This is a genomic window from Lacticaseibacillus hulanensis (assembly GCF_004010095.1).
Taxonomy (GTDB): Bacteria; Bacillota; Bacilli; order Lactobacillales; family Lactobacillaceae; genus Lacticaseibacillus; species Lacticaseibacillus hulanensis.
The window spans coordinates 40,965-55,337 of record NZ_RRYD01000012.1 but is presented as its reverse complement, the minus strand read 5'-3'; the positions used below and the strand labels follow the sequence as shown (position 1 = coordinate 55,337).

The 14,373-nt window shown below is 51.9% G+C and carries 15 protein-coding genes; 4 read left to right on the top strand and 11 right to left on the bottom strand.

Annotated features, from left to right (window positions below):
- Positions 1–151: 151 nt before the first annotated feature.
- The 5 genes from EKN00_RS04055 to ezrA all read right to left on the bottom strand — a co-directional run bounded on the left by EKN00_RS04055 (position 152) and on the right by ezrA (position 6,378).
- On the bottom strand, positions 152–1,039 hold the full coding sequence (locus EKN00_RS04055) for a helix-turn-helix domain-containing protein (RefSeq protein WP_127848864.1): 888 nt from the start codon (positions 1,037–1,039) through the stop codon (positions 152–154).
- Positions 1,036–1,929: a helix-turn-helix domain-containing protein gene (locus EKN00_RS04050; protein WP_127848863.1), complete on the bottom strand. Its 894-nt coding sequence runs from the start codon at positions 1,927–1,929 to the stop codon at positions 1,036–1,038. Before EKN00_RS04050 ends, EKN00_RS04055 begins: the two co-directional genes overlap by 4 nt.
- Positions 1,930–2,149: 220 nt before the next feature.
- A complete protein-coding gene (thiI, locus tag EKN00_RS04045) occupies positions 2,150–3,367 on the bottom strand; it encodes a tRNA uracil 4-sulfurtransferase ThiI (protein ID WP_127848862.1) in 1,218 nt (405 codons plus the stop codon).
- Positions 3,368–3,369: 2 nt separating this feature from the next.
- On the bottom strand, positions 3,370–4,518 hold the full coding sequence (locus EKN00_RS04040; protein WP_127848861.1) for a cysteine desulfurase family protein: 1,149 nt from the start codon (positions 4,516–4,518) through the stop codon (positions 3,370–3,372).
- A gap of 159 nt (positions 4,519–4,677) precedes the next feature.
- Complete coding sequence (gene ezrA, locus EKN00_RS04035; protein WP_277749624.1) at positions 4,678–6,378, bottom strand: septation ring formation regulator EzrA; 1,701 nt, start codon at positions 6,376–6,378, stop codon at positions 4,678–4,680.
- Positions 6,379–6,600: 222 nt separating this feature from the next.
- Between ezrA and EKN00_RS04030 the strand changes: the two genes are divergently transcribed.
- On the top strand, positions 6,601–7,083 hold the full coding sequence (locus EKN00_RS04030; protein WP_127848859.1) for a GAF domain-containing protein: 483 nt from the start codon (positions 6,601–6,603) through the stop codon (positions 7,081–7,083).
- A gap of 177 nt (positions 7,084–7,260) precedes the next feature.
- Positions 7,261–7,872: a 30S ribosomal protein S4 gene (rpsD, locus tag EKN00_RS04025; RefSeq protein WP_127848858.1), complete on the top strand. Its 612-nt coding sequence runs from the start codon at positions 7,261–7,263 to the stop codon at positions 7,870–7,872.
- A 69-nt stretch (positions 7,873–7,941) separates the two neighbouring features.
- Here rpsD and EKN00_RS04020 read toward each other — a convergent pair whose 3' ends face one another.
- The 3 genes from EKN00_RS04020 to EKN00_RS04010 form a co-directional block, all read right to left on the bottom strand.
- The gene (locus EKN00_RS04020) at positions 7,942–9,000 is read right to left on the bottom strand and encodes a tyrosine-type recombinase/integrase (RefSeq protein ID WP_056957132.1); all 1,059 of its coding nucleotides are present in this window, start codon (positions 8,998–9,000) and stop codon (positions 7,942–7,944) included.
- Positions 9,001–9,088: 88 nt separating this feature from the next.
- The gene (locus EKN00_RS04015; RefSeq protein ID WP_225350180.1) at positions 9,089–9,286 is read right to left on the bottom strand and encodes a helix-turn-helix domain-containing protein; all 198 of its coding nucleotides are present in this window, start codon (positions 9,284–9,286) and stop codon (positions 9,089–9,091) included.
- 82 nt (positions 9,287–9,368) lie between these two features.
- Positions 9,369–10,610, bottom strand: coding sequence for an XRE family transcriptional regulator (locus EKN00_RS04010; protein ID WP_056957133.1), 1,242 nt, complete (start codon positions 10,608–10,610; stop codon positions 9,369–9,371).
- Positions 10,611–11,001: 391 nt separating this feature from the next.
- On the opposite strand from EKN00_RS04010, the gene EKN00_RS04005 reads away from it, so the two are divergent.
- Complete coding sequence (locus EKN00_RS04005) at positions 11,002–11,544, top strand: helix-turn-helix transcriptional regulator (RefSeq protein WP_056957134.1); 543 nt, start codon at positions 11,002–11,004, stop codon at positions 11,542–11,544.
- A gap of 295 nt (positions 11,545–11,839) precedes the next feature.
- Here EKN00_RS04005 and EKN00_RS04000 read toward each other — a convergent pair whose 3' ends face one another.
- Positions 11,840–12,442 (bottom strand): cadmium resistance transporter, encoded by a 603-nt coding sequence (locus EKN00_RS04000; protein ID WP_056957135.1) that lies wholly within the window; start codon positions 12,440–12,442, stop codon positions 11,840–11,842.
- A 59-nt stretch (positions 12,443–12,501) separates the two neighbouring features.
- Between EKN00_RS04000 and EKN00_RS03995 the strand changes: the two genes are divergently transcribed.
- Positions 12,502–12,825: an ArsR/SmtB family transcription factor gene (locus EKN00_RS03995; protein ID WP_420835972.1), complete on the top strand. Its 324-nt coding sequence runs from the start codon at positions 12,502–12,504 to the stop codon at positions 12,823–12,825.
- 107 nt (positions 12,826–12,932) lie between these two features.
- Here EKN00_RS03995 and EKN00_RS03990 read toward each other — a convergent pair whose 3' ends face one another.
- On the bottom strand, positions 12,933–13,367 hold the full coding sequence (locus tag EKN00_RS03990) for a PPC domain-containing DNA-binding protein (protein ID WP_056957136.1): 435 nt from the start codon (positions 13,365–13,367) through the stop codon (positions 12,933–12,935).
- Positions 13,368–13,385: 18 nt separating this feature from the next.
- On the bottom strand, positions 13,386–14,345 hold the full coding sequence (locus EKN00_RS03985) for a zinc-binding dehydrogenase (RefSeq protein WP_054650664.1): 960 nt from the start codon (positions 14,343–14,345) through the stop codon (positions 13,386–13,388).
- Positions 14,346–14,373 lie beyond the last annotated feature (28 nt).

Here is a 14,373-nt window from a genome sequence, read left to right as displayed (position 1 = left end):
CACCTAATACTAATTGCGACGATGCAAAGCTAAATTTTTAGTCTGGAGACGGCGCTTTTCCGGCTCCAGACGACCGCCACAGCGACCACGGCGAAGCACACCCGAGGCCCAGCCCGGACCTGGAGGCCAAACCCCGCAGCGCGGAGCCTCGCTACTGCATCAGTTCCTCTGTCGTCAGCCGACCCGACTGCTGCTCGCTCGCAGCGATGTACCGGTACCGCGGTGTGATGACTAAGGTCTCGGCAACTTGGACAATGGCCAAATGGTTTGCCCGCACCTTTTCGTCCGGCTGCTCGCGATTCATCTCCAGCAGGCTGCGGGCGTACCTGCAGTCAAAATTGTTCAGGACGCCGTAGTTTTCGAACACCTCGAGGCTGTCCAGCATGGCGTCAAGTTTTGCCAGCTGCTGCGAACTGAGATTGCCGTTCACCCCGACAATGACCGCCCTAGCAACCAGTGCCACCGTCTGGTAATAGAAAACCGTGTGCCGATAGTTATCGTGCGCGCGCATGTCTTCATACGCATGCTCACCAATCCGCACCGCCAGCAAAGGATCTAGCGTTGGCAGCACCGTCAGCGCAAAATCGTAGTCATTGAGGCCAAAGACGTGGCCCAGCAAGTAGTGACTAATTCGCTCCTGCAACTTGGCACTCAATCGCCTCTGATTCAAGATTGGCTCCTCAAGTAGTGTTAACAGTTCCGACAGCGCGTCACTAATTAGCGTCCAAAACGGGTTGTCCGGCGCGACCGCCAGCTGCTTGATTGCATCGAGGTTACTTTGCACCATCTGCGCATCATTGCCAAAAGCGTAGGCCAAATCCCCTAGGCGCACGGGCGCAAGAACGTCCAGGTTTCTTAAATCAGTGGCATAAAGGCCCAGTGCTTCCTGGGACCACCCTAACCGACTGTTGTTAATGTCGTTTTTACCATTTTCAAACCGGGAGTATGAGGATATGCCCACGCCCTGGCTGGCCTCAGCAAGCGTCAAACCGCGCTGCTGCCGGGCCTTTTTAAACAATTCACCCATGTTCGAGTTCATATGATCACCCCCGCTTCGACACCGTGCGCCTTGCTGACGAGCAGCTGGCAAAACGACGCCAAATTCGGCATGCCAATCATCGTTGGTGCCCTCAGCGCCTTTGCCACCCGTGCTGAGTTAGCCACGCTTGGCTCCTTCTTTTCGATGACGAGTGCCAGCACCAAGTTGCTAATGAGCGGTCCCTGCCGGTCAGTCATCGCGTCGCGGAACCGGATAATGTCCTCCTGCACTGTCGGCAGCAGCTCATTCTCGTCGCGCATGATTAGCGCTAGCCCCACGTGCCACATCACAAAGGCGATATCGTCGGCATACGGCGTCCCCAACTTGAAATGTTCGTGCGCGCGCAACGATTGGTAGGCCCGCACGATGAGGTTCGTGTCGAGAAAGTCCATGACAAAACTGAAGATGTTCAGGTCGTACATATACCATGCATTATCATCAATTAAAAGATGCTTAATCTGCGCCTGCAAATCCGATGGCATCCGCAGCTCGGCGTTGGCCTCATAGGACTTAATCATCCAATCAAACACCGCGATGTTCAGTTCGCGCAGCGGGTAATCGTGGTCCGCGGTCGTTACTCGGTATTGGTCAGCGGCGCTTTTAACCCGCTCCAAGCTCACGCCGACGCGCAGAGCCTTGATGTTGCCCAGTGCCTTAATGAATGGCGAATGGAACATGAGGAAGTCTACGCGCAGGTCGTCTGGCAACAACCCAATGTTGGTCATGACGGTATTAAGCGCATGATTATTCAGGTTGGTTTGGTCGTGTTCAAAGCGCGACAACGCGGAAACTGATGTGCCAAAACCGGCCTCTTTGAGGGTGTAACCCCGCGCCTCGCGAAACTGCTTGAATGCCTTGCCCAAATCCGGTCCATTCTTGGAATCTGCCATACATGAATACCTCTTTTTTTACCCCAAAATCCCCTGACATTAGAGTACAACCGCTTAAGCCACTTTACCATCCAAAATGACGCCGCCACGCAAAAAAAGTCTAGGATTGTTAGCGCCGGCAAAACCGAGCGCTAACAATTCTAGACTCATTTGGATCGTCAAAGAGAATGCATAATCTAGCCCCAACCCACCAACTAATTATTCAGTGAGCAAGTCAAGATTACAGCAACTCCGCAATAATGTCCTGATCTTGGTTCAGGAATTCCTGACCAGGACGAATGACATCGATTGATAGGTTGGACAGAGCTTCTTCCATCAACCCCTCGACATCAATCTTGGTTTCGTAGTAGCGCGACCGGTCAATGCGTGGCTGCGTCTTTGGTGCTGGTGGCGCGAAAATCGTGCAGCAGTCCTCAAATGGCATGATGGACAGCTCGTACGTGTCAATCTTTTCCGCTTCTGCGATGATTTCCGTTTTGTCCATCGTCGCTACTGGCCGGACAATTGGCATCGTGGTCACGTCGTTAATGGCGGCCATGGATGCCAGCGTCTGGGAAGCAACCTGCCCCACGGATTCACCGTTGAAGATGACGAGGTCGCCGCGCTTGTTCGCGATGGCCTCCGTCAGCCGCAACATCATCCGGCGCTGAATCGTCATCAGGTAGCCTTCAGGAACCTTCGCCTTGATTTCTTCCTGCGTGTGCGTGAACGGCACGCCTATGAAGGTGATGCTCCCAACGTATGGCGTGAGCTTGGCCGTCAGTTCCTTAGCCTTGTTCAGCGCGTTGTCACTCGTGTATGGCGGGCTGAAGAAGTGCACCATCTCGATGTCCACCCCGCGCTTTAGGGCGAGGTATGCGGCAACGGGTGAGTCAATCCCCCCACTGAGCATCATCGCGGCCTTGCCCGCGGTCCCAACTGGTAGACCGCCAGCCCCCTTGATGGTGGTGGTGGAAAGGAAAATTGCTTCCCGGCGCACTTCGACCCGGAGCTTAACGTCAGGATTCTTCATCTTGGCGATGAGATCTGGGCGCTCCTCGGTCAGGAAATCACCGAGGGCCAGGTTCATGCCGTTGGTGTCGAGTGGGAACGTCTTGTCGCTCCGGTGGGTTTCCACCTTGAACGTGACGCCCTTAGCCGCGGCCTCGTTCATCAGTTCAAGCGCAACCTGCTTGACCTTATCCATGTCTTTTTCCACCGCAACGCTGGGCGAAAAGGACTGAATCCCGAACACCTTGCTGAGCCGGTCCATGACTGGTTCTGCTGGCGTGCCATTCAGTTCAATGTGCGTCCGGTCGCGCTTGGGGCGAATCGTGAGGTCGTCAAAATCGTGCAGCGCCTTGGCGATATTCCCGTTCAGCCGGCCGATAAAGGACTTGCGGTTCTTGCCCTTGGTGGACAGTTCGCCGTAACGAACCATAATTTCTGAGTATTGCATAATTATCCTTTCAGTTTCTGGAAATTGGTGTAAATGCGGCGGAAAGCCTGCTTGAACTGCTCGGCTTCTTCCATCGTGTTCGCTTCGTCGAGGCTCACCCGAATGGCGGACTGCGCCAAACTCTGCGGTACGTTCATGGCCGCCAGCGTGCTGCTCTCCTGGCCGGACCGGCTGGAACAAGCACTCGTCGTCGACATGTAGATGTCCTCACCCTCAAACGCGTGGACGATGGTTTCACCGCGCACACCCTTGATGGCCATCGTCAGCACGTGGGGCGCGAAGTCCGGCGCGATCTCACTGAACAAGTGCACGTCCTCGAAGGTGCTGACGTAATCCGCAATGTTCTTGCGAATCGCATTCTGCCGTGCCACCTTTTCGTCCTCGTTGTCGAGACACAGGCGCAGTGCCTTGGCCATGGCCGCAATTCCGGCCGTGTTCTCGGTGCCGCTGCGCCAGTCTTTTTCCTGACCACCGCCAGCCATGAGGGGCTCAATGCGCCGGCCCGCCTTGGCGTAGATGAATCCCGTCCCGCGCAGTGCGTGGAACTTGTGGCCGGAGAACGTCAAAAAGTCAACGCGGGGGTGCCGGATTTGGTCCATGACGCCCTTGCCGACCGCCTGCACGGCATCGACGTGGAAGTGAATCGTTGGGTAGTCCTCGAGCACATCCCCGATTTTGGCGATTGGCTGAATGCTGCCGACCTCGTTGTTCACGGCCATGACGGAAACCAAGATGGTGTCGGGCCGGATTGCAGCCTTGAGGTCATCGACGCTAATGAACCCGCGCTTGTCCACGGGCAGATACGTAACCTCAAACCCCAGTTCTTCCAGCTGCTTCATGGTTTCGCGCACGGCCGGGTGTTCGATGGTCGTGGTGATCAGGTGCTTGCCAAACATCCGCTTGGCCATTGCCGTCCCCTTGATGATCCAGTTGTCACCCTCGGTCCCGCCGCTAGTGAAAAATATTTCTTCCGGCTTGGCCCGCATCAATTGCGCAATTTGGCTGCGTGATTGCTCAACCACTGACCGTGCCCGGTCACCGAGTCGGTGCAGGGAACTGGGGTTACCAAAGAATTCTGTTGCCACCGTTTGGTACGTCTGCAGGACGCTGTCCAGAGGCTTTGTTGTCGCACTATTATCAAAGTAAATCATTGTCGCCGTTCCTTCCGAAAAATAAGTAAGTTCATTATACCAAAGAATTACTCACGATTAAAATAAAAATGTGGGCCCCAGATTCGGACCCACATTGTTCATCTAAGTTATCCTTGCTTACCTGATGCGCTGCGCCGCAAAATAACACTTCGGGCAGGCTTACATCTCATCGTTAGTCTTCTCATTGAGGTAGGCATCTTCTACGTGACGGTACGAACCCGGTACGGCCTTTTCCAGCGCCGTTGCCATCACGTCAGCCGCTTCCTTGTAGTGAATCTGCGCGTACAGGGCCTTCGCCTTGGTTGCCGCTTCCTTGAGTTCTGGGTGCTCATCGCGATAACGGTTGGATGCCTGAATGAGCGCCGCCATCAGCCCCACCGCATCGATAATTTCGGTGGCGTCCTGCTGGAGGTCGTCCATGTCTGACTGCAGCCCGATTAACTGCTGGTTGATATCGTCCAGGTCAATCTTAATCTTGCTGAGCTGCTTGCCGATATCGTTAATCTCGGTCGCAACGTGCGCCACGCGGTCTTTGAACTGCACGGGCAGGCCCGGTAGCTTAGCCGCCTCCAGTTGCCGGCGAACACCGTGCAGGTCGCGCGTGAAGTCATCAAGCGCCCGGTTAGCGGAATCTTCACCGGCCTTGAGCGTGGACACGGATTCGTTAATGTCGTGCTGCTGCTGCTCGATTTCCCGCAGCCGCTTGTCTGCCGCCTTGTAGTGGTCGTCAATCTGGCTGTAAGTTGCCTGCTTGTCGGCAATCGCCTGCAAGTCAATCTGGTGCTGGTTGTCGAATTCCACGAGCTCCGTGCGCAGCTTCTGGGCAATTGGGATTTCGTCGTGGTTCAAACTGTAGGACTGGTCGAGGTGATCAAGTTCGAGTAGCAGCAGGTGGTTTTGCCGCTGGGCGTGGGCGATGAACTGCGTGATGCGGTCAGAATCTTGCTCGACGGCCCGTCTTGCAGTCATTTCCCTTTCCATCGCGTCGTACAAGCTGTCGATGGTGTGGGCCAGCACCTTGTTTTGCTCGGTGGCCGCGCTGGTGTTGAGTGAAGCCAGGGCGGTCTTGCTGTTGTCGATGCCGACCTTGACCGTCTGGAGCTTAGACGGAATGTCGAGGTCGCCAAAGTTGTAATTCTGCTGGGTCAACTTATCGTAACCATTCTGTAGTTCCGCCAGCTGTTCTGGGAACTCCTTGATTAACTCGGTGAGCAGTGGCGGAATCGCCGCGGTCAAATCGGCCAGGTCGTGCACGTGACCCGAAAGCGTCTGGATGCGCTCGTGGGCTGCATGGTGGTCACCACTAGCACTGACCTCGTCCACGGCGGTGAACTCGTCCGCCAGATCCTTCAGGCGCTCCTCAAGTGCGGGCATGCTGTCGCCGAACGCAAAGTTCTTGGCGAGCAGCGTCTTGCGCGTTTCTTGATACGTCTTCTTGAGCTTCGCCAGCTGGGTCCGGTTTTGTTCCTCGTCCTGGCGAATCTGGTTGAGCGCGCCCAGAACCTGCTTGTACCGGCCGCGGGCACCACTAATCAGGGTGTTGAGCCCCACGATGGCCGTCTTGGTTTTGCCAAACCGGAACTGGTTATTGGCGTTCTCGGCATCCATCAGTGCGGTCTCAATCTGGGCGGCGAATTCCTCACTCGTGGTCTGGTACTCACGCTGCCACTTGGTGAATGACTTCAGGCTCTCCCCCGTCAAATTAAGACTGCGCATTGCCTGGATATTCTTCTCAATCTGGGCAGAACCAAGTCGCCCAACCTCTTGGTCAAGCGCCGCAATCTCTTGCCGGTTTCGACGTTGAATGAATAACACTACCGCCGCAGCTCCAACAATGATTATCACTAGTCCGATTAACATTGCTAACATGTGCATGCACCCCTAATTCCCCAGCCGGGGAAACTTCCATAAATTAATATGTAAAAAAACCTGCGTTGCAAACGTGCCTGTGCACGATTACAATACCATCAAGGCAACACAAATGCGTGTTTACCCTCCTGCCCTCCAGTATCGCAAAAAAACGGGCAACTTAAAATACTTTTTGATAACTTATGTGAAAGTTTGTGAAGGAAGGAATAAGTTTTGTACACTCTTGACCCAATTATCGTCGACCAAGTCGATGCGCTCATGACCGGCGAGACCAATCCCGTCGTGGTTTTAAGCAATGCAAGCGCTATGCTCGCGGATGCAATGCCCGCAACTAACTGGGTCGGTTTCTACCTATTCAGTAGCAAAACCGGCACCCTTGACCTCGGCCCGTTCCAAGGCAAGGTTGCCTGCACCCACATCAAGCCCGGTTCCGGCGTCGTCGGGACGGCTTACGCAGAGGACAAGAGCCTGATTGTGCCCAACGTCCACGAATTCGCCGGCCACATCGCCTGCGACTCCGCCAGCAACTCCGAAGTCGTCGTGCCAATGACCGTTGACGGCCGAATTATTGGTATTCTGGACATCGACTCACCCGAACTGGACCGCTTTAGCACCAAAGAGCAGCAAACGCTCATTGAATTCGCGGCCGCGCTGGCAAAGCACGTTGACGCGGCGGCCCTAAGTAAGGTATACTAGCCTGCGTGTAAAATATTGCAGCGGTGGACGGCATGGTCGGCTCCAGTTTGGCATTCACGGTTTGTCCGTGAAGATGTAGTAGCTGTGCTGCAACAGTGAACCAGCCAAACTGCCCGTGTGCTAAATCCATTAATCTATATTTTACTCCAATCAAAATCATTTGGAGGAATTACTCTTATGTCACGTTACACTGGCCCAACTTGGAAGCTTTCCCGTCGTTTGGGCATTTCCCTTTCCGGTACCGGTAAGGAACTTGCTCGTCGTCCATACGCACCTGGTGACCACGGTCCTAACAGCCGTCGGAAGATTTCCGAATACGGCTCCCAGCTGCAGGAAAAGCAGAAGCTCCGTCGCATGTACGGCCTCAACGAACGCCAATTCCGTAACTTGTTCGTTCGCGCCGGCAAGATCACTGAAGGCACCCATGGTGAAAACTTCATGATCCTGCTCGAAACACGTCTTGACAACGTTGTTTACCGTCTCGGCTTTGCTACTACTCGTGCACAGGCTCGTCAGCTCGTTAACCACGGCCACATTACGGTCGACGGCAAGCGCGTTGATATCCCTTCCTACGAAGTAAAGCCTGGCCAAGAAATTAGCCTTCGCGAACGCTCCCAGAACCTGGCAATCGTTAACGCTGCTCTTGAAGCAACCGTTAGCCGCGCCGCTTACGTTACCTTTGATGACAACAAGAAGTCTGGCTCCTTCACCCGCCTGCCACAGCGCGACGAGCTCGAACCAGAAATCGACGAATCCCTTGTCGTTGAATACTACAACCAGAAGCTGTAATATTCAGCCTCGCAAACGTCGTTACCGCAACGTTTACCGGACTTCTACTGTTGCAGATTGTTGCAGAATTTACAACTCGGATAGCAAATCCATTGCACGCCCATTCTGGGCGTGTTTTTTTTCGGGCATTAACGAGATGTAATAGTCTTGTGTGATACTCAAGCTCGCGTGCCCTAGATGCGCCGAAACATAGGCCAAATCAATATCTTGGCTGAATAAAAATGAAGCGAACGTGTCGCGCAAACCATGGAAGGTCGTATGACTGACTTTTGCCTCTTTCAATAGCGGCTCCAATCGTAGCGCAACCCGGAATCCGTATGTCTCAAAGATGTAGCCGTCAGCCTTTGGTTTGACCTGCTTGAGGAGATCATATAGCTCACGAGGCAATGATACCGTTCGATACGCCTTTTTGGTCTTCAAGGTAGTATCGTTCTTCACCCAAGGACTTCGCTGCTGGTTAACGTGAATGCCACAGTCACCTTGCTCGTCATATAATGCTTCCGGCCGCAGCCCCAGGCACTCGCCTCGGCGCAATCCGGTCAGCAACGCCACCAACACCATGACGCAGAACTCGTCCTCGGCGGCATGTTCAAAGCAGTATTGCTTCAACGTCTTCATATCGGTGATCGATAGCGGCACGTTCCGTTTCTCTGACGCCTTCCCGTGTGCCTTGATCAGACTGGAAATGTCATTGACCAACAACCCATGCGCGAAAGCGTATTTGAGCATGGAACGCAGCGGTCGAATCATATCACTCACCGTCTTCTGCGCGTGGGTCTTCCCGTACTCATCGAGCATTGTCTGCAAGTAAGTATCGGTCACATCGCACAACCTTACCTCCTCAAATAGCTTGCGGAAGGTCTTACCAATCCGGTGATATGACAGGTAAGACGTTTCCTTCAACTCTCCTTTCTTGGCAAATTCAAGCCAGTAGTCATAGTAATCCATCATCGGCGTTTGACGATCAACTAAGTCCACGCCACCAGCCTTCTTCATCTCCAGCGTATGCGCCCAGATCTGGGCGTCTTGCTTATTCGAAAACGACTTTGACAGTCGATAGGTCTTTCCTTTCTTCGTGAATGCGACTTGCGTCAAAATACTTTTTCCACGTTTCATAAATGAAGCCATGCTCGTTTACCTCCTAAATAAACTAAGCTGGCCCCGTAAATACTTAGGTCCAGCTTAGCATCCAATTTGTCTGGACGACAACTACAACTTAATCGACCAGATGCTCGCGCACGAAACTGGTCAATTCTTCGATGGTAAAGCGAGCCTGCTTACCGATCATGAAACACCGGAAGTCGCGGTGCCGCCGAAAGACTTTATCAAACGTCACTGGATCAACGCCGAGAAAGTCAGCGGCCTGTTGTCGGTTCAGCAAATACGGGAGTTGCATAGCGTTTGGATATTCCATTTCAATCTCACTCCTTCTACGAATAGAGTTTGTGTGAGATAATCAAACCAGATAGGACCCATATCTTATCTGTGAAGGGTGACTACTTGCTTTGGTCGGCGTGGTCATCCTTTTTTGATTGCTCACTTTCAGGTGTTGCTTCCTTGAACAAACCATTCTCAAGCTGCTCGGCACCAACTGTGTACTGATCAATCAACTGCCGGTGCTTATCAGTTAAGGGTGCATGCCGAATCGCATTCATCGTTTCCTGGTTCCCCCAATAAGCGTCAATTTCATGCAGCACACGTTGCATCGGAGCGACCTGCTTGTCGATCCAAGCCCGCGTGCGGTTCAGATCCAAAGGCACAGGCGCCATCGTCAACCGAAGTGGCTGACGATCATGCCCGACGAATCGTTCCCAGTTCTTGTTGGTGGGCCACTTTAATCGAGGGCTACCCGGCCGCGCGTCGACAAACCGCAGATACCGTGTGATGATACCAAAGATTGTCTTTTCCTCATCGCGATAGCAAAGCAAATCTTCAACGGCCTTAGCTGCGCGATCATTCTTCAAGCGTACCTCGAACCGGTTACGAATCTGAGTGGTCAGCCCTTTCTTATGCTGCTCGGCTGCCTTTTCGTAAAGGCAGAAGTACAACTCGCTTTTGGTGGAGCCTATATACAATGTTGTGCCGACCTCATCGTCAATGTCTTCGTCATCTTCATGGAAAATGTGACCCGAAACGATTCCTTGATATTCACGCATGACAGATATGCACTCGTTAGCCCGAATTTTCTGAATCAGGTTGGGAATGTCCAGTAGGTTTGCCATATCGTTCACTGCCAAGTCCAAGCGCTTGATAACGCCGCCTCGATCGAGTGCTTGGTCTAGGAAGTCGTACCAGGTTTCTCCACGGCCGAGCAAAATGCTCTCCATTTGTCGGCACCCTTGGCCACGTAGCTCCACTAGGGTACCGAGCTTGGTATCCGGCGTTGATCCGTACACCTTGATTTGACCAAGCGACACTGTGTACACGTAACCAAAAGCGGCTCTGTCATCATATCCGACCAAATCTTCATTTAGCCGCAAGAACTCGCGAACAATCCGCTTGATATCATTCGTTGGGAATCTGATTCGTACATAATCAATCATCATTTGCAGTTCTGGCTCATCAGTCCAGTTATTTAGCAGTTTGTCGATATGCATCTGTAAGCCACCACTACAAGATTCACCATTTTCAATCCGGCTCAAATGGCGCTGTGTAATGCCTAGTCGCTTGCATAATTGTAGTTGTGTCAAATTCAGTTCCTTGCGTCGTCGCCGGACTGAATCGCTCCAATATCCCAATCGTCTACCTCCTAATTTGTCTTGCTTCCAGACAATCACCGGAATTGTCCAGTCATTGGCTCTTGCGATCTATCAACGTTTCTACCGGGAAATCAGGTTGATAGGTGTCATTTACGACCCCCCTGTTAGTAAACGGGGGTCTAGGCGGCCGGCTACGCCGACCGCCGCCGCTCACGCTTGCGGCTTTCGCGCTGCACGCCGCGCGTAGCGGCGGTACCTGCTGCGACACGTTTTTCTCAAAAATCAGGCTGCGTTTCACCTGTAACTCAAGCATAGCAAGGGTTCTGTCGCCGGTAAATTATTGACTTAGCCCGACAGATTGAGAAACAGTAGGACTGAAACCTTGCATGCAGATTGCTCACATAATATGATGAGTGTCGAGGTGAATCTTATGATTGAAAATATTGGGCGAAACATTAAACGACTCAGAGAACGGCACCACGTCACGCAAGAAGATCTAGCAAACGTGGCGGAGGTTCAACGTGATACCATTTCAAAGATCGAGCAAAACAAGCGCAATCCGAGCTTTGACACGTTGGATCGCATCGCCCGGTTTTTTAATGTGGCACCAGTAGACCTGCTGGGTTCGCCTACTGAACAGGAGATTCACAACACGACCGCAATTCTTGATCGGATCGATACCACGCTTGATAGAATAGAGGAATACCTTCCTAAACTGGAGCGCTTAGAGCAACTGATGTGGAAAATGCAGGATTTCTCCCCGCGTCAGATTGATCATCTTGCCGATGAACTGACAGAAATATTCAAATATTTTGAGCCCTACACACCCGTTGATGAGGATGGGGTACCAGACACTGACAGGAACGATCGACAGATAGTGAAACAATCGCGCTACCGAGATTTACCAGTGAAAGAAATCGACAAACTATATAAACAGATTCAAGAAATCAAGTCGTTTCACTCAGATCATTAGTCACAAGATGAAAGAAGAGGCCTATCCGACTGATCGGAAGAGGCCTCTTCTACAATACCAAGTTACTCTGAACAGATTTCACCGTGACTCAGGCCTCTTCCGTGAAAACAAAAGGCTCTATCACTAGATCTGTGTGATCTGCGCGTCGATATCGCAATTCCCTGCAGATTGTCTCACACTCACATGTGACCAATCATCTACTTCTGGTCCATAATATGCGCCCTATGCGGGCCTTGCGGTGACTATATTCTCATCCCGCTCGACACGTCTCATACATCTACTTTCACACGTTTCGTTACGCTAGTCCGAAGATATGCGTAATTGTTCCATTTTCCAGTAATATATAAACACCTATCCCGACATATACGGCAGCTGTAAGCCAACGCCCTGTACTCTCAAGTATGCGAGCCACGAACGGCAAGCGACCTAGCTGAGCCCCAAGCCAACAAACCAGAGTCAACATAACAAAAAATGTCACCAACGTAATCCCCGTCGCATAGATAGTCTGAGAAGCAAACAAGGGTACGTACACGCCAATATTATCGGCACCGCAAGTCGCGACAGTTATCAGTGCCACACTAGAAATGATGTTAGCCGGTTTGAAGCGGCTTGCCACCACGCTATCATCATCATGCTCACCCGCTAGCACGAGCTTAATCCCCATCAAGACAGGAATTAGGCCTAATAACCCTAGTACCCACTCTGCTGGGACCAAGCGCAACACAAGGGCAATGAACAAGCTAGTGGCAACTAGAATCCCAGTACCTAATAAATCGCCCCAGTAAACCAGGCGCCGCTGATGAGGCTTGACGGATCCGAAAATCATCATCAAAATAAGAAGATAGTCAAGACTGGTAGAAATGTAGGCAGTTACGCCAGTTATAATAGTTTTCAACATACACAAACAGCTCCTTCCGACGTCGTATGTTGACTATAACATATGTAGGAGGACTTGTCTTGGAAAACCATATAATTGATGCAGAACATATTGAGGAATCTATTCGGATTTTCAAGTTGCTAAGTAATCCAACGCGTCTACGGTTGCTACATTTGCTTGAAAATCAAGAACTCAACGTCTCTGAAATCATGACTGCTTTGGGCGTTTCACAGTCAGTTGTATCTCATCAGCTGGCAGCGCTACGCGATTATCAACTAGTGAATGCTCGTCGCGAGGGTAAGGCAATGTACTACCGCCTTGATGATCCTCATATTCTCGATGTGGTGGATGAAACACTAGCCCATGCAGATCATGTACTGCGCGGCAAGCGACACGACCAGTAGTGCTGAACGTCCGAAATAATTAACCACAAAAACACCTCAACATACGATAAGCAAAAAAAAATGAGATCTACCACGCTCACCGTGGCAGGTCTCATTTTTGAGCTGCACTAGTCTAAATTCCACACTGTGATTCCGACATTATCGTCGAACTTTCGTGGAATTACACCTACAACAGGCTGAATCGTGATCTCCCCAGTGTACATCACAGTTGCGCTGGTTAAGTGTCCCGCTATTACATGTGGCTCACCATCTCGCCCAAGTTCAGAAAGCGTAGCGTGCGCGTGCTGATGCAGAGCCCCACCATCGAATGTGATATTTCCACTCAACGACACCAGCTCAAGCATTCCGCTTAAGTGGTGATCAGTGAAGTCATTCCTATCTGGCAGATACGTGGATAGTACCGCTGCTTGGCAGGCACCGATGCCACTAAAAGTGGCAGACTTAACGCCCGCATCTGCACACACTTTGAGAATCTGAGTGAGAATCTCTTCGCCCTTATCCACACGTAAGTATAGGGTTTGCCCAAGTTGCTTGTACTGCATATTCGGTACTTCCTTTCGCTATGGTAACACGACTACTTTTCCTAGACCGGCGGCAGTTGCAAGGTACTCGTGGGCCTCACGGGTTTGGGCTAAGGTGAAAATTTTCTCTGGCGTAACGTCTACGTGATGCTTGGCAATGAAATCGAACAAATCCTGTACACGCTGCGCATCGACATCGCCGGAGTAAAAACCGGTCAAATAACGATTATTCGGAATATCCATAATTGGGTCGAACTCATCTAGTGCCCAGACGCCACCAAGCTGTCCAGTAGAGCTGACCACACCCCATTCAGCAGCGTGTGCCAACGAATCGCGAACGGCAGCCGGCCCGATCATATCAACGATTTTATCGAACTCTCCGGCGTCATCAGGCAAGTGGGTCGCATCCGGTGTGTGTAAAATCGTGTCGATTCCCAGTGCCTTGAGTGCGTCATCTTTACGATCAGAGCGAGTGGTACCAGTGATCGTTAAGTCGATTCCTGACGCTTTCATCAATTTCAAAATGGCGACACCGACACCACTAGTTGCCGCACGAATTAAGACGTGATCACCAGCTTGCAGACGCAGACTCTGATAAATACCAAACGCCGTATAGAAGGTTTCTGGAATCGCCGCCAGTTGTTCCCAATCTAATTCCGTGGTAACAGGATACACCTGTGCATTAGGCAATAGGACATAGTCCGCGTAACTGCCGTCATAAGCGCGGCCCATTTCGCCCATCAACGAAACCACCGTTTGCCCTACTGTGAATCGCTCAGGGGCGCTAGTTGCATCGACAGTACCGACAACCTCAATCCCGAGAATCCGTGGAAATTTTACAGACGGAGACTTGCCTTCGCGCGTAAAAATTTCCGAATGGTTGATCCCAAACCCATGTACTTTAACCCTAGTCCAGCCAGGGCGAACGATAGGCATTGGCACTTCGGTATATTCCAACACTTCTGGGCCACCAGGATGCTTCACAATAACTGCTTTCATTTGTCGTCTTCCTTTCAGCGCTTTCCTA

What these genes read in the sequence shown, in the direction of transcription:
- EKN00_RS04000 (WP_056957135.1), bottom strand. Translation starts at nt 12,442, where the DNA reads ATGTTGAAAACTATTATAACTGGCGTAACTGCCTACATTTCTACCAGT.
- EKN00_RS03990 (WP_056957136.1), bottom strand. Translation starts at nt 13,367, where the DNA reads ATGCAGTACAAGCAACTTGGGCAAACCCTATACTTACGTGTGGATAAG.
- EKN00_RS04020 (WP_056957132.1), bottom strand. Translation starts at nt 9,000, where the DNA reads ATGGCTTCATTTATGAAACGTGGAAAAAGTATTTTGACGCAAGTCGCA.
- ezrA (WP_277749624.1), bottom strand. Translation starts at nt 6,378, where the DNA reads ATGTTAATCGGACTAGTGATAATCATTGTTGGAGCTGCGGCGGTAGTG.
- EKN00_RS03985 (WP_054650664.1), bottom strand. Translation starts at nt 14,345, where the DNA reads ATGAAAGCAGTTATTGTGAAGCATCCTGGTGGCCCAGAAGTGTTGGAA.
- rpsD (WP_127848858.1), top strand. Translation starts at nt 7,261, where the DNA reads ATGTCACGTTACACTGGCCCAACTTGGAAGCTTTCCCGTCGTTTGGGC.
- EKN00_RS04040 (WP_127848861.1), bottom strand. Translation starts at nt 4,518, where the DNA reads ATGATTTACTTTGATAATAGTGCGACAACAAAGCCTCTGGACAGCGTC.
- EKN00_RS04005 (WP_056957134.1), top strand. Translation starts at nt 11,002, where the DNA reads ATGATTGAAAATATTGGGCGAAACATTAAACGACTCAGAGAACGGCAC.
- EKN00_RS04055 (WP_127848864.1), bottom strand. Translation starts at nt 1,039, where the DNA reads ATGAACTCGAACATGGGTGAATTGTTTAAAAAGGCCCGGCAGCAGCGC.
- EKN00_RS04050 (WP_127848863.1), bottom strand. Translation starts at nt 1,929, where the DNA reads ATGGCAGATTCCAAGAATGGACCGGATTTGGGCAAGGCATTCAAGCAG.
- thiI (WP_127848862.1), bottom strand. Translation starts at nt 3,367, where the DNA reads ATGCAATACTCAGAAATTATGGTTCGTTACGGCGAACTGTCCACCAAG.
- EKN00_RS04015 (WP_225350180.1), bottom strand. Translation starts at nt 9,286, where the DNA reads ATGGAATATCCAAACGCTATGCAACTCCCGTATTTGCTGAACCGACAA.